The 18,326-nt window shown below is 59.8% G+C and carries 18 protein-coding genes; 12 read left to right on the top strand and 6 right to left on the bottom strand.

All coding sequences use genetic code 11. The features are described from left to right. Positions 1-7 precede the first annotated feature (7 nt). Both AFK67_RS17745 and yjgA read right to left on the bottom strand, forming a co-directional pair. Complete coding sequence (locus AFK67_RS17745) at positions 8-1,216, bottom strand: aldose 1-epimerase family protein (protein WP_007722749.1); 1,209 nt, start codon at positions 1,214-1,216, stop codon at positions 8-10. 320 nt (positions 1,217-1,536) lie between these two features. After that, positions 1,537-2,088 carry a ribosome biogenesis factor YjgA gene (gene yjgA / locus AFK67_RS17740; RefSeq protein ID WP_007752525.1) on the bottom strand — a complete coding sequence of 184 codons (552 nt, stop codon included), beginning with the start codon at positions 2,086-2,088 and terminating at the stop codon, positions 1,537-1,539. Between the two features lie 106 nt (positions 2,089-2,194). Between yjgA and pmbA the strand changes: the two genes are divergently transcribed. The 11 genes from pmbA (at position 2,195) to AFK67_RS17685 (ending at position 11,812) form a co-directional block, all read left to right on the top strand. Further along, entirely contained in the window at positions 2,195-3,547 is a 1,353-nt protein-coding gene (pmbA, locus tag AFK67_RS17735) for a metalloprotease PmbA (RefSeq protein WP_032967260.1), read from the top strand. A 57-nt stretch (positions 3,548-3,604) separates the two neighbouring features. Continuing rightward, on the top strand, positions 3,605-3,991 hold the full coding sequence (gene cybC, locus AFK67_RS17730; protein WP_007722755.1) for a cytochrome b562: 387 nt from the start codon (positions 3,605-3,607) through the stop codon (positions 3,989-3,991). Positions 3,992-4,297: 306 nt separating this feature from the next. Continuing rightward, complete coding sequence (locus AFK67_RS17725) at positions 4,298-4,639, top strand: glycine dehydrogenase (protein ID WP_071602243.1); 342 nt, start codon at positions 4,298-4,300, stop codon at positions 4,637-4,639. A 16-nt stretch (positions 4,640-4,655) separates the two neighbouring features. Further along, positions 4,656-5,018 (top strand): SFCGS family glycine-rich protein, encoded by a 363-nt coding sequence (locus AFK67_RS17720; protein ID WP_007722760.1) that lies wholly within the window; start codon positions 4,656-4,658, stop codon positions 5,016-5,018. 3 nt (positions 5,019-5,021) lie between these two features. Further along, the gene (locus tag AFK67_RS17715) at positions 5,022-5,324 is read left to right on the top strand and encodes a DUF4312 family protein (RefSeq protein ID WP_007722763.1); all 303 of its coding nucleotides are present in this window, start codon (positions 5,022-5,024) and stop codon (positions 5,322-5,324) included. 22 nt (positions 5,325-5,346) lie between these two features. Next, entirely contained in the window at positions 5,347-6,123 is a 777-nt protein-coding gene (locus AFK67_RS17710; protein WP_007722767.1) for a DUF4311 domain-containing protein, read from the top strand. A 10-nt stretch (positions 6,124-6,133) separates the two neighbouring features. Then, a complete protein-coding gene (locus AFK67_RS17705; protein WP_038869929.1) occupies positions 6,134-6,778 on the top strand; it encodes a DUF4310 family protein in 645 nt (214 codons plus the stop codon). A gap of 39 nt (positions 6,779-6,817) precedes the next feature. Beyond that, positions 6,818-7,951, top strand: a complete 1,134-nt coding sequence (locus tag AFK67_RS17700; RefSeq protein ID WP_007722774.1) for an amidohydrolase/deacetylase family metallohydrolase — start codon at positions 6,818-6,820, stop codon at positions 7,949-7,951. Further along, positions 7,935-9,053: a DgaE family pyridoxal phosphate-dependent ammonia lyase gene (locus AFK67_RS17695; protein WP_007722777.1), complete on the top strand. Its 1,119-nt coding sequence runs from the start codon at positions 7,935-7,937 to the stop codon at positions 9,051-9,053. The genes AFK67_RS17700 and AFK67_RS17695 overlap by 17 nt, the downstream gene beginning before the upstream one ends. Further along, on the top strand, positions 9,050-9,790 hold the full coding sequence (gene dagF, locus AFK67_RS17690; protein ID WP_038884537.1) for a 2-dehydro-3-deoxy-phosphogluconate aldolase: 741 nt from the start codon (positions 9,050-9,052) through the stop codon (positions 9,788-9,790). Before AFK67_RS17695 ends, dagF begins: the two co-directional genes overlap by 4 nt. 111 nt (positions 9,791-9,901) lie before the next feature. Beyond that, entirely contained in the window at positions 9,902-11,812 is a 1,911-nt protein-coding gene (locus tag AFK67_RS17685) for a BglG family transcription antiterminator (protein ID WP_038884535.1), read from the top strand. 50 nt (positions 11,813-11,862) lie between these two features. On the opposite strand, the gene nrdG is transcribed toward AFK67_RS17685, so the two are convergent. From nrdG to AFK67_RS17670, 3 genes are all read right to left on the bottom strand, one after another. Then, positions 11,863-12,327: an anaerobic ribonucleoside-triphosphate reductase-activating protein gene (nrdG, locus tag AFK67_RS17680; protein WP_032967262.1), complete on the bottom strand. Its 465-nt coding sequence runs from the start codon at positions 12,325-12,327 to the stop codon at positions 11,863-11,865. Between the two features lie 371 nt (positions 12,328-12,698). Further along, entirely contained in the window at positions 12,699-14,834 is a 2,136-nt protein-coding gene (gene nrdD / locus AFK67_RS17675) for an anaerobic ribonucleoside-triphosphate reductase (RefSeq protein ID WP_032967264.1), read from the bottom strand. Positions 14,835-15,131: 297 nt separating this feature from the next. After that, complete coding sequence (locus tag AFK67_RS17670; protein ID WP_007722788.1) at positions 15,132-16,013, bottom strand: LysR family transcriptional regulator; 882 nt, start codon at positions 16,011-16,013, stop codon at positions 15,132-15,134. Positions 16,014-16,115: 102 nt separating this feature from the next. On the opposite strand from AFK67_RS17670, the gene AFK67_RS17665 reads away from it, so the two are divergent. After that, the gene (locus AFK67_RS17665; RefSeq protein WP_007722790.1) at positions 16,116-16,646 is read left to right on the top strand and encodes an NAD(P)H-dependent oxidoreductase; all 531 of its coding nucleotides are present in this window, start codon (positions 16,116-16,118) and stop codon (positions 16,644-16,646) included. 24 nt (positions 16,647-16,670) lie between these two features. On the opposite strand, the gene treC is transcribed toward AFK67_RS17665, so the two are convergent. Then, a complete protein-coding gene (treC, locus tag AFK67_RS17660; protein WP_007722793.1) occupies positions 16,671-18,326 on the bottom strand; it encodes an alpha,alpha-phosphotrehalase in 1,656 nt (551 codons plus the stop codon).

Here is an 18,326-nt window from a genome sequence, read left to right as displayed (position 1 = left end):
GCAACGATTACTCTTTGGCGATCGGCGTCTCTTCCTGGGTGGTCTTTTTATCCCCCTGAATGTCGGCAACGCGTTTTTCTACCTCGGACACCTGCTGTGCGTTATGCAGCAGCGTATAGGTCAGCTCAAAGCGCGTGCTCTCGCCAGGCGCCAGCTGTTTCACGCGTTTCTGCTCGCGCTCAATCGTCACCGGATACGCGTAGCTGGTGCCAGGCTCGATGCCGGTCACATAACCCTGTTTCAGCGTGTCGGTGTTTTTCCACATCGTCAGCACCGGCAGCTGTTTCAGGTTAAAGCTAATCGCCGCGCCCTTATCGCCCGCTTTATTGACCACGGCGGCGACGGTCTGCTGGCTGGCGTCGCCAAGCGGCGTGAGGTTAAAGACCATTTCGTCAAAGCCTTTAGTCGGCCCGCTGTAGGTGTTCCAGCTGTTCATCCCGCCTTTGGCGTAATCGTTGAATGGGCTCACTTTTTCCAGCGGAGCGATAAAGCGCGAGCCCTCTTCCAGAATCGGCTGGCCGAAGTTGCTGTGGTAGATAATCTGGTAGTCGTGCGGGTAATCCGCGTGGTTGGTCAGCACGTCGTTCAGGCTGAAACTGTTACTGCCCGGCACGTAGCGCAACTCGGTCATCGTCTGCAAATCGGCTTTCTTGAACGTGCTCTCTTTGAGCAGCCCGCGCACTTTGATTTCATACGGCGCTTTCTCGCTCACTTCCACTTCTACGCGTGAGGCAGGCGTGTTGCCCGCTTTACCATGCAGCGTGTACAGCTGACCGTCAGCGGTGGTCGGGTGGCCGGTCCATTCATAGCCGCAGCGCACCATCATCTCGTTGAAGCCTTCCAGCCAGCCGAGGCCGTTGCGGCTTTCCAGATTGATGAACGCCGGGTTCACCACTTCTTTTACCGGCGAATCCCAGCCCATACGCACGCCAAACCCGTCGGCGTGCAGCAGGTTCATGCCGCGCGTCGGGCTTAAGACGATAGTCAGGCCATCTTTGCTGGTGATAGTGATGATTTTACTGCCTTCCTGTTTGCCGCCGTGCAGCACTTTTTGCTCAATGCTGAACGGCGCGCCCTGCAACTTCAGCTTTTGACTGCTGATTTGCCAGTTTCCTTTCTCGACGCCCTGTTCAGCATCGGTCAGCACCCAAGTCTGCGCGCTCGCCTGGGCGCAAATCAGCAGGGCAAGCGGGGTAAGCCATACGGTTTTGTTCATCTTTTCGTCCTTTTAGCTGAATCGATTTTTGTTTCGCCCGTGCAGCCTGGCTGATTGGATGAAAAGAAAACGTGATCGTTTTCAACTGTCCAAAAAAAGCCGTTTTTAACGCCGCTAACTGTGATGAATGTCGCGATGAGAATGAAAATGTCAGTTTTATGGAGTGAAAATGTGTGAGATGGGGTGGTTTTAGCTTTAACGATTCAGCTCGCTAAAGGTAAACACATTGCGGCACGTAAACGCGTGGGAAGACCGCCGTAAAGCATCAGCAAAAGGAATAGAAAAAGAAAACGGCTCAGGCAGCGCCTGAGCCGTGGGGATTACTGCTCGCCTTCCGCCAGTTCGCGCAGATACTGGAAGATCAGACGTGAGGATTTCGGCGGTTTATTGCCTTCTTTCTCTTTTTTGGCGTTGCGGATGAGCGAACGCAGCTGCTGGCGATCCGCCTGCGGCCACAGGTTCAGCACGTCCGGCACCGCGTCGTCGCCTTCTTCAATCAGGCGGTCGCGCAGCTGCTCCAGCTTGTGGAACAGGGCCACCTGCTGGTTATGACGGTTTTTCAGCTTATCCAGCGCCTGACGAATCGGCTCATCGTCACGCTGACGCAACATTTTGCCGATAAGCTGCATCTGGCGGCGGCGGCCTTCTTTCTTAATACGCTGCGCCAGTTCAATGGCCGCGCGCAGATCGTCATCCAGCGGGATTTTTTCCAGCGCGTTTTTACCGAGATCCACCAGTTCAGCGCCAAGGCGCTTCAGCTCTTCGGCATCGCGTTTAATTTCACTTTTGCTGACCCAGATAATCTCATCATCGTCGTCATCGTTTTCGTTATCGGGCACTTCATCGAGCCAGTCATCGGGCTGCTTTGTCATCTCAGGCTCCTCAAAAAAGAGGCTAATACTACCAGTTAAGGCGCGCACTGCGAAATGGTTCTCTGTTAGACTCACAAAATGTGGCTTTGAAGTTTCACCTTACATTATGGCACTCGCGATGAAAGTAATCACACAAGTTGAAGCGCAGCGCAAAGCGCTGGAACAGGCGGTTTCTCAGGCGCTGGAGCTGGCGTCCGGCAAGTCGGACGGCGCGGAAGTGGCGGTCAGTAAAACGACCGGCATTAGCGTCAGCACCCGCTACGGTGAGGTGGAGAATGTCGAGTTCAACAGCGACGGCGCGCTTGGCATCACGGTTTATCATCAGAACCGCAAAGGCAGCGCCTCGTCGACCGATTTAAGCCCGGACGCTATCGCCCGTACCGTACAGGCGGCGCTGGATATCGCCCGTTACACCTCGCCCGACCCGTACGCAGGCGTCGCGGAAAAAGATCTGCTGGCTTTTGACGCGCCGGATCTCGACCTCTTCCACCCGGCTGAAATCGAACCGGAACAGGCTATCGAGTACGCCGCGCGCGCCGAACAGGCGTCCTTAAAAGCGGATAAACGCATCACCAACACCGAAGGCGGCAGCTTTAACAGTCACTACGGCATCAAAGTGTTCGGCAACAGCCACGGCATGCTGCAGAGCTACAGCTCGACGCGCCATTCGCTCTCCAGCTGCGTTATCGCGGAAGAAAACGGCGACATGGAACGCGACTACGCCTACACCATCGGCCGCGCGCTGGGCGATCTGGAATCGCCGGAGTGGGTCGGTGAAGAGTGCGCCCGCCGCACGCTGTCCCGCCTCTCGCCGCGCAAACTGCCGACCATGAAAGCGCCGGTGATTTTTGGCCGCGAAGTGGCGACCGGGCTGTTTGGTCATCTGGTCGGCGCGATCAGCGGCGGCGCGGTATACCGTAAATCGACGTTCCTGCTCGACTCGCTCGGCAAACAGATCCTGCCGGAGTGGCTGACCATTGAAGAGCATCCGCACCTGCGCAAAGGTCTCGCCTCAACGCCGTTCGACAGCGAAGGCGTGGCGACCTCGCGCCGCGACATTATCAAAGACGGCGTGCTGCAACAGTGGCTGCTTACCAACTACTCCGCGCGCAAGCTGGGGCTGAAAAGCACTGGTCACGCGGGCGGCATCCACAACTGGCGCATCAACGGGCGCGGCCTGAGCTTTGAGCAACTGCTGAAAGAGATGGGTACCGGTCTTGTCGTGACCGAGCTGATGGGTCAGGGTGTCAGCGGCATCACTGGCGATTACTCGCGCGGCGCGGCGGGCTTCTGGGTGGAGAACGGTGAAATCCAGTATCCGGTGAGCGAAATCACCATCGCCGGCAACCTCAAAGAGATGTGGCGCAATATGGTTACCATTGGTGACGATATTGAAACACGTAGCAATATTCAGTGTGGTTCAGTACTGCTGCCGGAGATGAAAATCGCCGGTGAGTAAGGCAAGGGCGCCCGTTGCGGCGCCTTTTTTTCGTCATAACAATAAAAAGGTGAGTCAATGCGTAAGCAAGCGTTAGCGATGTTAGCGGTCTCCTCTCTGTTGTTCACCAGCGCCGCGGCGTGGGCGGATCTGGAAGACAACATGGACACCCTCAATGAAAACCTGAAAGTCGTGCAGAAAACCAGCGATGCGGCAGAGATGAAAACGGCGCTCACGAAAATGCGTGAGGCGGCGCTGGAAGCCAAAAAGGAAACCCCGCCGAAACTTGAAGATAAACCGGCTGACAGCCCGGAAATGAAAGATTTCCGCCACGGTCTCGACACGCTGGTAGGCCAGATTGACGGCGCGCTGAAGCTGGTTGATGAAGGCAAAATCAAAGAGGCGCAGGTGAGCGCCGAAGACTTCAAAACCACCCGCAACACCTATCACAAGAAATACCGTTAAGCCCCTTTCTGCGCGGCGGTTCGCCGCCGCGTTCCCCTCGTTTTCCCACTGCCATAAGCAACGCTTATTCACCGCTGTCTTTCACGCGCGGCGTCGCAAGCCCGATATTTTCTTTTCCGGTCTGCTGACCCCCCACCTGGTGACATTCATCACATTTATCTAGTGATTTATATCTATTCACAGATTTTATGTGGGACGGATCACTGCCGCCGTTCTCCTTTCCACTTCGAAGTGGAAAACAACTCGCTACAAACCTTTAACACCCGCCGCTACTGTGACTTCAGCGCAATCAACCAGGTATGCAGAGTGAATAACGGAGCGGTAATGAACAACGCGGGATGTCAACACACGGAATGCGCCGCGACGCTTGCCGAGCGGATGCTTGGCGAGGTTTACGCGCTGCTCGAACGTCACCAGATAGCGCCGAACGCCGTGCAGCGGCAGATGCTCAGCTCGCATGTGCGGGCCATGGCGCACCGCGCGGTGACGGGCGAGCCGCTGCCGGAAGTCGAAGAGAGCCTGTTTGAGGAGATCTCCCCAGCCTCTATGACGCTTGCGCGTGAAATTGTGGCGCAGTTCGGCAACCTGCCCGATGAAGAGGCCTGGCTGTTGTCGGTGCACTTCGAGGTAGCGAAAGAGAATCTTTAACCTTCAGGAGCGAACCATGGAACAGATTACGGTAGTGATTGGCGATCGTCTGGGCAAAGGCCAGAAAGTGGCGGCGGGGGTCGAAAAGGCGGGCGGACGCGCCGTGGTGGTACCGGGTGTGGCGGCAGATATGAAGCTTGGCGACGTCATGAAAACCGAAGGCGCGACGTTCGGCATCTCGTTTTGCGGCAGCGGCGGCGCAGGCGCTATCACCGCGCAAACCAAACATGGGTACAAAGCCAAATATGGTATGCGCTCTGTCGAAGAGGGCGTCACCGCCATCAACGAGGGCTGCAATGTGCTGGGCTTCGGCTTTATGGATAAAGAAGAGCTGGGCGAGCGGCTGGTGGAAGCCTGGAAAAAGAAATACGGCGCATAACGTATGAAAGAACAATTCACCACCACGGTGACGGTGCAAGGCAAAGGCGAGGCACGCGCACGCGCGTTTGCCGATGCCTTAAATCAGGTTCAGGCGGCGGTGATGAAAGCCTCGCCGCACATCTTACTGCGCATTGAGCCACAGGAGGTGCAGGTTGTTCATGCGCGGGAAACGGTGCGCAAAGAAGCGTTTCTGTTTTTCTTTTTGCGCCGGGAACGACGGACTTTCAGCGTGGCGCTGGAGGTGACCGTCAACGTGACCGCCATCAATCTCGACAAGGTGGATTTCGTCACGCAACACAGCTGATCGTTACTATAAGGGCAGACGAATGTTCCTGATAATTTTAATAAAATCGCTCATCATCGGCGGCCTGGTCGGCGTTGGCGTGGGCGCCGGGGCCGCACGCATGTTTCATGCGCCCACCACGCAGGGGATGGGCGCCTTTCGTACCCTCGGCGAGCTGAACGCCTGCGAAGGCGATCCGGCCTCGCATTTCTCCTTTGGGTTAGGGTTCTTCTTTAACGCCTGGGCCTCGTCCGTCGCGGCGGGCGCGTTCACGCAGGATGTGGACCACCGCATTATCCCCAACTGGGGCGCGGCGGCGCTGATGGTGAAAAACCGCAACCTCGGCGAAACCCTGCACAATCCGAAAAAAATGGCTATCGCCTGCGGGCTTATCGGCATGGCGGTCGTCACGTTCCTGAATACCACGGCCTCTGCCGTGCCGGAAGCCTTACAGGTGACCGCCGTCAAAGTGCTGGTGCCTGCCGCCAACCTGCTTGTGAATACAGTCATGCCGGTGATTTTCTGGCTGGCCGCTATCGACGCCGGTAAAAAATCGGGTTTCTGGGCTACCGTCTTCGGCGGCGCGGCGCAGCTGATTATGGGCAACGCCGTACCGGGCCTGGTGCTTGGCATTCTTATCGGCAAAGGCGTCGAGGAGAGCGGCTGGAACCGCGTCACCAAAGTGATGATGGTCGCCATTGTGCTGCTGTTTGTGCTGAGCGCCTTCTTCCGCGGCTTCGACATGAAAATGATCGAATCTTTCCACCTGACCGTGCCGGACTGGCTCAGTCTTATCCACAACTCGCTGAGCGGCAAATAAGGAGCGCGTAATGGAAGAGAACAAAGGTTTCTGGTACGCCGACTGGTCATTCCCGATCTTCGTCGGCCTGCTCTCCTCCGGCGTGTTCGCCGGAACGCACATGTACTACCTCTACGGCATCGGCGCGTTTAACGAAGTGGCGTTCGTGGCGATGCTCAAAGCCGGGATCGACACGGGCGTTTACGGCGCGGTGGCGGCGTTCGGCGCGAGTTTTCTCTTTGCGCGCATTATCGAAGGTTCGCTGGTAGGGATCCTGGATATCGGCGGCGCCATCCAGACCGGCGTAGGGCTCGGTGTTCCGGCGCTGCTGCTCGGCGCGGGCATTGTCTTCCCGGTGGCGAACTTCGCCGCCTCGCTGGCGACCGGGCTGCTGATTGGCCTCGCTATCGGTTACGTCATCATTCTGGCGCGTAAATTCACCATCAACCAGAGCGACTCCACCTACGGGGCGGACGTCATGATGGGCGCGGGCAACGCCTCCGGGCGCTTTCTCGGGCCGCTGATTATCCTGAGCGCGATGACGGCGTCGATACCTATCGGCATCGGCTCGCTCGTCGGCGCGCTGCTGTTCTACCTCTGGCAGAAGCCTATCACCGGCGGCGCTATTCTCGGCGCGATGATCCTGGGCTCGCTGTTCCCGGTCGCGATCGGTTAACCGCGCGAGCGCTGCGGCGCCCGCCCTTAAGGAGTGCCTATGTTTGACCTGATCCTGCGTCAGGCGCGGCTGGTGGACGACACGCTGGCGGATATCGCCATTAAAGACGGCGTCATCGCCGCGCTTGGCGAGGTTTCCGGCGCGGCGTGCGAGACGCGCGAGCTCAACGGCGAACATTACGTGAGCCCCGGCTGGATAGACCTGCACGTCCACTGCTACCCGAAATCGCCGATTTATCACGATGAGCCGGACGCGGTCGGTATCGCGACGGGCGTCACGACGGTCGTGGACGCGGGCAGCACCGGCGCGAACGATATTGACGACTTTTACGCGCTGACGCGCGGCGTCGCGACTGACGTGCTGGCGCTGCTCAATATCTCGAAGGTCGGGCTAATCGCCCAGAATGAGCTTGCGGATATGGCGAATATCGACGCTGTTGCCGCGCGCGACGCCATCGCCCGTCACCCCGATTTTATCGTTGGCCTGAAGGCGCGGATGAGCAGCAGCGTGGTGGGCGACAACGGCATCGCGCCGCTTGAGCGTGCCAAAGCCATTCAGCAGGAGAACGGCAATCTGCCGCTGATGGTGCATATCGGCAACGGCCCGCCGCCGCTCGATGACATCGCCGCGCGGTTATGCGAAGGCGACATTATCACCCACTGCTTTAACGGTAAGCCGAACCGCATTCTGACGCCGCAGGGCGCGCTTCGCACCAGCATCAGCGACGCGCTGCGGCGCGGCGTGCGGCTGGACGTGGGCCACGGCAGCGCCAGCTTTAGCTTTGAGGTGGCGCGCCAGGCTATCGCACAGGGCATTGTGCCGCACACCATTAGCTCGGACATCTACTGCCGCAACCGTATTAACGGCCCGGTGAAAAGCCTGGCCCATGTGATGTCGAAATTCCTCGCCATCGGCCTGTCGCTGCCGCAGGTGATTGACTGCGTGACGCTGCATGCCGCGCAGGCGCTGCGTCTTGAACATAAAGGCCGCCTGACCCCAGGCGCGCACGCTGACCTGACCATTTTCGACCTGCGCCGCCAGCCGGCGCGGTTTACCGATGCCGACGACCAGAGCCTGCAGGGCGAACATTTACTGGTGCCGCTTGCCGCCGTGCGCGCGGGCGTCTGGCACATGACCGAACAAGGGAGCGCGGAACATGCCTTCAGTGTATGAAAAATATGATTTAAAACAGGTGATCAACGCCTCCGGGCGCATGACGATTTTAGGCGTCTCCACACCGCGCCAGGCCGTGGTTGAGGCCATGTCCGAAGGGCTTAATCACTATTTCGAGATGAAAGATCTGGTGAATAAAACCGGCGCTTACATCGCCAGCCTGCTGGATGTGGAGGCGGCGACGGTCGTCTCCTGCGCGTCGGCGGGCCTCGCGCAGTCGGTGGCGGCGGTGCTGGTGAAAGAGAGCGACTGGCTTCTTGAAAACCTGCATACCACCGCGATGGCGCAAAACGAGATTGTGCTGCCGAAAGGCCACAACGTGAACTACGGCGCGCCGGTGGGCACGATGGTGGCGCTGGGCGGCGGAAAGCTGGTCGAGGCGGGCTACGCCAATGAGTGCTCGGCGCAACAGCTGGCTGCCGCGATCACGCCGCGCACGGCGGCAATTCTCTATGTGAAATCCCACCACTGCGTGCAAAAAAGTATGCTGAGCGTGGCGCAGGCGGCGGCAGTGGCGCGGGCGCATCAGCTGCCGCTTATCGTCGATGCCGCCGCCGAAGAAGATTTGCAGTGCTACTACCGCGCCGGCGCCGATCTGGTGATTTACAGCGGCGCTAAAGCCATTGAAGGGCCCAGCAGCGGGCTGGTTATCGGCAAAACGCAGTATGTGGAGTGGGTAAAACGCCAGGCGAACGGTATCGGACGCGCCATGAAGGTCGGCAAAGAGGGCATTCTCGGCCTGACCTGCGCCATTGAACACTACCTCAGCGCGCCGAAAGAGAGCGGGGCGGAGATGGTCGCGAAGATGACGCCGTTTATCGACCAGCTCAACACGCTGAATGGCGTGACGGCCCGCGTGGTATGGGACAGCGCCGGACGCGACATTGCCCGCTGCGAGATGACATTCGACGACGCCGCGACCGGCGTACCGACGAGCGATCTGGTCAGCGCGCTGAAACAGGGCGAATACGCCATCTACTTTCGCGGCTACAAGGCCAACGAGGGCATCATCGAAGCCGACGTGCGCAGCGTCAGCGCCGCCCAGTTGGCGATTGTTTTGCGCCGCATTCGCGACGTGCTGAATCAGGAGACGCCCGCATGAAACTCACCCCGAATTTTTACCGCGATCGCGTCTGCCTGAACGTGCTGGCGGGCTCTAAGGAAAACGCCAGCGCGATTTATGAAGCCGCCGAAGGGCATGTGCTGGTGGGCGTGCTGTCCAAAAACTATCCCGATGTGGCGAGCGCCGTCACGGATATGCGCGACTACGCGGCACGTATCGATAATGCGCTGTCTGTAGGGCTTGGCGCAGGCGATCCGAACCAGTCGGCGATGGTCAGCGCTATCGCGCGCGAACTACAGCCGCAGCATGTGAATCAGGTTTTTACCGGCGTGGGGACGAGCCGCGCGCTGCTCGGGCAGCGGGAGACCGTCGTCAACGGGCTGGTGTCGCCGACCGGCACGCCCGGCATGGTGAAAATCTCCACCGGCCCGCTGAGCAGCGCCGCGCCCGACGGCATCGTGCCGGTAGAAACGGCCATTGCCCTGCTGAAGGATATGGGCGGCAGCTCGATGAAATATTTCCCGATGGGCGGGCTCGCCTGCCGCGAAGAGTATCAGGCGGTGGCGCAGGCGTGCGCGCGTCACGACTTCTGGCTGGAGCCGACCGGCGGCATTGATCTGGCGAACTTTTCGGAGATCCTGGGTATCGCGCTGGAGGCGGGCGTGAGCAAAGTGATCCCGCATATTTACAGTTCGATCATCGACAAAACCAGCGGCGATACGCGCCCGCAGGATGTGCGCCGCCTGTTGGCGATGACGCGCGAGCGGGTGGGGTAAGCGCTTTTACGTTAAGGCTGGAGAATATATTTATCACCGTGATAAATATAAACCCTGCCTGACGCCGTCCGCGGGCGCGATGGCGCGCCCGTTCAACGAGAGGAAACCGGTGTGCGATTCCCGAGTCAACGTCTGTCCCGGCTGTTTGATCTGCTGCAAAACGAAGCGCTGCCGCAGGATGAGCTGGCGCGCCGGTTAAACGTCACCACGCGTACCGTGCGCGCCGATATCAGCGCGCTCAATGAACTGCTGCGCCAGCACGGCGTCCAGCTGGTGCTTAATCGCGGCAGCGGCTATCAGCTGAACGTCGACGATCCGGGGCGGTATCAGGCGTTGCAGGCGAGCCGCCCGAACGCGCTGCGCATTCCGCGCACCGCGCCGGAGCGCGTTAACTACCTGGCGGTGCGTTTTCTGACGGCGGCGTTTGCCCTGAAGCTTGAAGATCTCGCCGACGAATGGTTTGTCAGCCGCGCCACGCTGCAAAGCGACATGACGGAAGTGCGCGAGCTGTTCACCCGCTATAACCTGACGCTGGAGACCCGCCCGCGCCACGGTATGAAGCTCTTTGGGAGCGAGATGGCGCTGCGCGCCTGCCTGACGGACTTGCTCTGGCAGCTCGCCCAGCAGGACAGCGCCAACCCGCTGATTACCGAAGAGGCGCTGAACGCCGGCGTGCAGGAGCGGCTCGGCGGCGGGCTGCCGGCGATTTTCTCGCGCGCGCGCCTGCGCTTCACCGACGAAGGCGAACAGTTTATCCGGCTCTACTGCGCGGTGGCGGTGCGGCGTATCAGCGAGGGCTATCCACTGTCTGAATTTGTGGCGGACGATGTCGATGAGAGCGTGCGCGCGGCGGCGCGCGATATTGCGGCCCTGCTGCAAACGCTGTGCGGTAAGCCGCTGTCGGATGCCGAAGAGAACTGGCTACGGGTGCATATCGCCGCGCGGCAGGTGCAGGAGCTGGAGCCCAGCGCTATCAGCGCCGATGACGCCGAAGCGCTGGCGGGCTACATCCTGCGCTATATCAACACGCACTATAACTACAACCTGCTGACCGACGAGCAGTTGCGCGCCGATTTGCTGACCCATATCCGCACCATGATCACCCGCGTGCGCTACCAGATAAACATTCCTAACCCGCTGCTCGGCAACATAAAACAGCACTACCCGATGGCCTGGGATATGACGCTTGCGGCAGTGTCTGGCTGGGGGAAATATACGCCTTACACAATCAGCGAAAACGAGGTGGGGTTTCTGGTGCTGCATATCGGCGTCGGGCTGGAGCGCCACTATAACGTGGGCTACCAGCGCAATCCGCGCGTGCTGCTGGTGTGCGACACCGGCAACTCCACGGTGCGCATGATCCAGTCGATGCTGCTGCGCAGATATCCGCAGCTCGAAGTGAGCGAAATCGCCACGCTGCGCGACTATGAACAGCGCGCCAGCATCGCCGAGGATTTTGTGATTTCTACCGCGCGGGTCGCCGAAAAAGATAAGCCGGTAGTGGTGATGTCGCCGTTTCCGACCGATTTCCAGCTGGAACAGATAGGCAAGCTGGTGCTGGTGGACCGCACCCGGCCCTGGATGCTGGAGAAATATTTTGACGCTCGCCATTTTCGCGTGGTGGAAGGGCCCATGACCCAGCAGGAACTCTTTACGCAGCTGTGTGGAGAGCTGGAGCGGGAGGGCTACGTGGACGCGGATTTTCTGCCGTCGGTGGTGGAGCGTGAGGCGATTGTCAGCACGATGCTTGGCGACGGGATAGCCCTGCCGCATTCGCTCGGTCTGATGGCGCGCAAAACCGTGGTCTACACCGTGCTGGCGCCGCAGGGAATAGCCTGGGGCGAAGAGACGGCGCACGTGATTTTCCTGCTCGCCATCAGCAAGCGCGAATATGAAGAGGCGATGACGATTTACGATCTGTTCGTGACGTTTTTGCGCGAACGCGCGGCGCAGCAGCTACAAACGTGTCGCGATTTCGCTCATTTTCACGAGGTGGCGATGGCGTGTCTGAGCCGCTTTTAGCGGCGGTTTGCGCACGAAGAGGCGTGATTCGGATAGCGTGGCCGCGGCGCTCAGCGCAGCCGGTGGATAACCTGGTTACTGCTGCCGCGCCAGATGAGCGCCGGATCTTTGAGCTCCTGAACAAACTTGCCGTCGACCAGAACGTTGATGAGCGCCACGACCTCGCGCTGGGCGTCGTTCAGCTCATCGATTTTATATCCCGTCCAGACCCAGATATCTTTGCCGGGGCATTCAGCCCGCACGCGACGGACGAGTCGCAGGACCGTCGGCACGTTTTTCGGGTGCAGCGGATCGCCGCCCGAGAGCGAGAGCCCCTGGCGTTTGACGCGGGTGTCGTTGAGATCGCGGATGATGCGGTTTTCCATGTCGTCGGTGAACGGCGAGCCGGAATTGAGCCGCCAGGTGCTTTTGTTATAGCAGCCCGGACATTCGTGGACGCAGCCTGCGACAAACAGCGTACAGCGGGTGCCGGGGCCGTTGACGACATCAACCGGGTAGTATTGGTGATAATTCATTTTCGCTTCTCAATGGACGCCATAGCGGCGTTGGCTGCGCGCATTCGCCCCGGTCACTTACCGGAGTAAGCTCCCGGGGACTCGTTCGCTTGCCGCCTTGCTCTGACGCCAATTGCTTTGCGAAATCGCTTCTCAATGGACGCCATAGCGGCGTTGGCTGCGCGTATTCGCCCCGGGCACTTACCGGAGTAAGCTCCCGGGGACTCGTTCGCTTGCCGCCTTGCTCTGACGCCAATTGCTTTGCGAAATCGCTTCTCAATGGACACCATAGCGGCGTTGGCTGCGCGTATTCGCCCCGGGGGCTGTCGCGCGGCATGGCGGGTGCGCTGCGCTTACCCGCCCTGGGGACTGTCGCGACGTGGCAAACGGCGTTAACCCAACTGGCCGTTGCCGAGGTGTTTCACGCGGCGCTTCACTTCTTCCTGCTTACCGGCATTGAACGGACGGGCGTCGGGGCTGCCGAGATAACCGCATACGCGGCGGGTGACGGAAACGCGCGTGGCGTCGTGGTTGCCGCATTTCGGGCAGGTAAAGCCCTTGCTGGTGCACTCGAACTCGCCGGTGAAGCCGCACTCGTAACATTCGTCAATCGGCGTATTGGTGCCGTAATACGGCACGTGGTGATAGCTGTAATCCCACACGTCCTCCAGCGCCTTGAGGTTATGCTGAAGGTTCGGGTATTCGCCATAACAGATGAATCCGCCATTGGCGAGCGGCGGGTAAGGCGCTTCGAAATCGATTTTGTCGTACGGGTTCACCTTCTTCTCGACATCCAGATGGAAGCTGTTGGTGTAATACCCTTTATCGGTCACGCCCGGCACCACGCCGAACTCGGCGGTATCGAGGCGGCAGAAGCGGTCGCACAGGTTCTCGCTCGGCGTACTGTAGAGGCTAAACCCGTAGCCGGTCTCCTCTTTCCATTCATCCACCGCCTGACGCAGACGCTCGACAATCGCAATGCCTTTGGCGCGCAGCGCGTCGCTGTCATATACATGCTGATTGCCGCACAGCGCGTTAATGGTTTCGTGAATACCGATATAGCCGAGTGAAATGGACGCACGGCCATTTTTGAAAATCTGCGCGATATCGTCATCGGGTTTGAGACGCACGCCGCACGCGCCTTCCATGTACAGAATGGGCGCCACGCGCGCTTTCACGCCTTCGAGACGCGCAATACGCGTCATCAGCGCCTTGCGAGCGAGCGTCAGGCGCGCATCCAGCAGCTGCCAGAACACGGTTTCATCGCCTTTCGCTTCCAGCGCGATGCGCGGCAGGTTCAGGCTGATAACCCCGAGGTTATTGCGCCCGTCATGGATCTGCTCGCCGTTCTCTTCATAAACGCCGAGGAAACTGCGGCAGCCCATCGGCGTTTTAAACGAGCCGGTGACTTTCACGACCTGATCGTAATTGAGGATATCCGGGTACATGCGCTTGCTCGCGCACTCCAGCGCCAGCTGTTTGATGTCGTAATTCGGGTCGCTGGCTTTATGATTCAGGCCGTCGCGGATGGCGAACACCAGTTTCGGGAACACGGCCGTTTTGTGGTTTTTGCCAAGCCCGGCGATGCGGTTGCGCAGGATCGAACTCTGGATCAGGCGTGATTCCCAGCTGGTGCCGAGCCCGAATCCGAAGGTAACAAACGGCGTCTGGCCGTTGGCGGTATGCAGCGTGTTGACTTCATATTCCAGCGACTGGAACGCGTCGTAGCACTCTTTCTCGGTGCGCGCGCGGGCGTAGCCTTCCGCGTCCGCAATCTGCCACTCTTCGGCCACCTGGCGATGCTTGTTATAGCTTGCGGTGACAAACGGGGCCAGCACTTCGTCGATGCGGTTGATGGTGGTGCCGCCGTAAATATGGCTCGCCACCTGGGCGATAATTTGCGCCGTCACGGCGGTCGCGGTTGAGATGGATTTCGGCGGTTCAATCTCGGCGTTGCCCATCTTAAAGCCCTGCGTCAGCATGCCTTTTAAATCGATAAGCATGCAGTTGAACATCGGGAAAAACGGCGAGTAGTCAAGATCGTGATAGTGGATGTCGCCGCGCTCATGCGCCTGCACGACATCGCGCGGCAGCAGGTACTGACGCGCGTAGTGGCGCGCGACGATGCCCGCCAGCAGATCGCGCTGGGTGGGAATGACTTTGCTGTCTTTGTTGGCGTTCTCGTTCAGCAACGCCGAATTGGTCTGCTCCACCAGGCCGCGGATCTCTTTATTCAGGCGACCCTGTTTTTCGCGGGCGATATCGCGGTCGTGGCGATATTCAATATACGCGCGCGCCAGCTGCTTGTAGTTGCCCGCCATCAGCTGGTTTTCTACCGCCGTCTGGATCTCGTGGATATCCACTTCCCGACGATGCTGCATCTGACTGCTGACGATCTCTGCGACGGTGGCGCAATAGTCTGCGTCATCGACTCCCGCTGCCTGCGCCGCACGAAGAATCGCTTCGTGAATGCGCGCTGAATTGAAAGGTACTTTACACCCGTCTCGTTTCACTACATGCGGTGTCATGATCACTCCATATTAAGCACAGGTTATCCACAGAATCTTCGTCGTGCGGCATGAGCGGTATCTTCCCGATAACCCCTCAGTAACGGCGAAGCCGGCCCGTTTTATCCACAGCGTTGCGTCGTTTTCAGCAATGCCGGATTGTTGAAAGGGTAGCCTGAAATAACAAGATATTGGGCCGCGCTGGATTTTAATGTCTATATATAGTGATTTGCATCAAACAAGTTTGCGTTTTTATTGATGCAGGACAAAGCAAAGCGGCGAGCGCGCTCGGCGTCTGCGCTGACGGATGCGAAATATTTACGCCGTGAATTTTTCGATTAAAAAGTCGACAAATGCCCGCACGCGCGGGGCCAGGCGATGGTGCGGATATTTCACCCATAGCGGCTGCGGCGCGGGCCAGTGGGCCTCCATCAGCGGCACGAGGCGGCCCGAGGCGACGGGCGGAGCCAGATACCAGTCGGCGAGCGAAACGATGCCCATATCCGCCAGCGCCGCGTCGACCAGCACGTCGGGAAAGGTGCTGATAAGAAACGCATGCTGCTCTTCCATCGCCAGTTCGTCAGCAAGCCAGCTTTGCAGCTTGCCGTTGCCGGGATTGCGGTGTACGAGACAGTGGTGATGTACAAGATCCTGCGGGCGTTGCGGCGTGCCGAAGCGCGCCAGATAAGCGGGGGAGGCGGCGAGCATCATGCGCATCGGGCGGATCTCGCGCGTCACTACCCGGCTGTCCTGCACGGTGCGCTGGCCGACCGCCACGTCGATCCGCTCGCCAATCAGATTGACGCGGCGCGGATCCATCGCCAGATCCAGACGTACCTGCGGGTAGCGCGCCTGAAAAGCGGGCAGTTCCGGCATCAGGAGATAGCGGCCGAAGCCCGGAATGACGCTCACACGCACCAGCCCCTGCGGCTCGTCGGCGGGTTTTTCCAGCGCCTGATCCAACGCGTGCCACAGCGGCGCCACCTGGTCGCGCAGCGCCGCGCCTTCTTCCGTCAGCACCACAAAATGGGTGTTGCGCTGGAACAGCACGCGCCCGAGCCGCGCTTCCAGCTGGCGCACGCTTTTACTCACGGCGGCGGGCGTCACGCCCAGCAGGCGCGCGGCGGCGGAAAAGCTCTGGCTCTGCGCGGCGGCCAGAAAAGCGGGCAGCAGGCGGTGTACATCGGAAGTCAGCGTCATGGTTGATACCTTTGGTTGAAACAGATATGCCCGGAACCGCGCTACAGGTTAACCCTGCGTCGTGCCAACATTACCTCAACATCACCGTTGAGGAGAGAAAAAATGAAAAAAGTATTGGTACTGGCCGGGCACCGTTACCCGGATGAATCGCGCGTCAACCACGCCGCCATCGAGGCGCTGAAGGCGCTGCCGCAGGTGACGGTGCATGAACTGATGCGCGAGTACCCGGATTTCAGGATTGACGTGAAGCGTGAGCAGGCGTTGCTGCTGGCGCATGACGCGGTGGTCATGCTGTTCCCGTTCTGGTGGTACAGCGCGCCCGCGATTTTAAAAGAGTGGCAGGATCACGTACTGGAGCACGGCTTCGCGTATGGCAGCGGCGGCGACCGCCTGCACGGTAAGCCGTTTATGCTGATGGTCTCGACCGGCGGCAACGCGCAGGCGTATTCGCCGCAGGGCTACAACCGGTATCCGATTGAAGAATTCTGGCTGCCGTTCCGCGCGACAGCCAACATGACCGGCATGGTCTGGCAGACGCCCGCGCTGATTCAGGGCACCCATGTACTGAGCGACGCCGAACTCGACGCGGGCATCGCGCAGTGGCTGAGCCGGGTAAACGCGCTGGTAAGCTGATGCCCGGCGGGTGCCGGGCAAGGTTCAGGATTGCAGCCAGATAGCGGCTTCGAACGGGCGCAGGTTCATTTCCGCAGGTTCAGAGGCCGCGTCCGGGTAGTTGCTCATTAACAGCTGCCATTCGCCGCTGAATGCGCCCGGCGTACACCAGTGCGTTTCGCGACTAAGGTTGGCCATCACCACCAGCTGCTGGCCCTGCCATTCGCGGCGGTAACACCAGAGATACGGGTGCTCCGCCAGCAGATCCTGATAGTCGCCCCAGGTGAAGATCGGGTGCGCTTTGCGCAGCTGAATCAGCTTTTGGTAGGCGTAAAAGACGGAGTCTGGATCGTCGAGCGCGCGGGCGGCGTTGATCTCGCGGTAGTTATCGCACAGCCCAATCCACGGCGTGCCGGTGGTGAAGCCGCCGTTGTCGCTGTCATCCCACTGCATCGGCGTGCGGCTGTTGTCGCGCGATTTGCTGGCGAGGATAGCGAGCAGCGTCTCCGGGCTTTGCCCCTGCGCGCGGCGCTCCGCAAACATGTTATGGCTCTCCACGTCGCGGTAATCGATGATGCGCGTAAAGTGCGGGTTGGTCATGCCGAGCTCTTCGCCCTGATAGATATACGGCGTGCCCTGCATACCGTGCAGCACCATCGCGAGCATTTTCGCCGCCGGAACGCGCAGCTCGCCCTCGTCGCCGAAGCGCGAGACGATGCGCGGCTGGTCGTGGTTACACCAGAACAGCGCATTCCAGGCGACATTATGCATCCCCTGCTGCCAGTGGTTGAAGATGGCTTTCAGCGCCACGAAATCGGGCTGCGCCAGCGTCCACTTCTGCCCGTTGGGGTAATCCACTTTCAGATGGTGAAAGTTAAAGGTCATTGAGAGCTCGTGGCCCTCCAGCGCGGCATAACGCTTGCAGTTATCGAGCGTGGTGGAGGACATTTCGCCAACCGTCATCAGCCCGCGCGGCGTAAACACATCGCGGCTGAGTTCCTGCAGATAATCATGAATGCGTGGTCCGTCGGTGTAAAAACGCCGCCCGTCGCCCTGGTCATCGGAAGGAAAATCGCTGTCTTTGGAAATCAGGTTAATCACATCCAGGCGCAGACCATCGACGCCGCGATCGGCCCAGAATTCGCAGACTTTTTTAACGTCGTCGCGCACCTGCGGGTTTTCCCAGTTGAGGTCCGCCTGTTCGGGCGCGAAGAGGTGCAGATAATACTGGCCGCTCTCCGCGTGCCAGCGCCACGCGCTGCCGCCGAATTTTGAGCGCCAGTTGTTGGGGGCCTCCTCCGGCGTGCCGTCGCGCCAGATGTAGAAATCGCGGTGCGCGCTCTCGCGGGTCAGCGCGTCGTGAAACCAGGCGTGCTGGGTCGAGGTGTGGTTAAACACCATATCCAGAATCAGCCGGATGCCGCGCGCGTGCGCCTCGGCCACCAGCGTGTCGAACTCCTCCAGCGTCCCGTAGGCCGGGTCGATGGCGGTGTAATTCGCCACGTCATAGCCGTTATCGACCTGCGGGGAGAGATAAAAGGGGGTGAGCCAGATGGCGTCGACGCCGAGCGTTTGCAGATAATCGAGGCGGCGGATAACGCCCGCCAGATCGCCGGTGCCGTTGCCGGAAGTATCCTGGAAGCTCTTCGGGTAAATCTGGTAAATCACCCCGTTTTGCCACCAGGGCAGAGTTTTAGTCAT

This window comes from Cronobacter dublinensis subsp. dublinensis LMG 23823 (assembly GCF_001277235.1).
Lineage (GTDB): Bacteria > Pseudomonadota > Gammaproteobacteria > Enterobacterales > Enterobacteriaceae > Cronobacter > Cronobacter dublinensis.
Note: the sequence above shows the minus strand (reverse complement) of the source record. Positions and strands in the feature narration are given on the sequence as shown.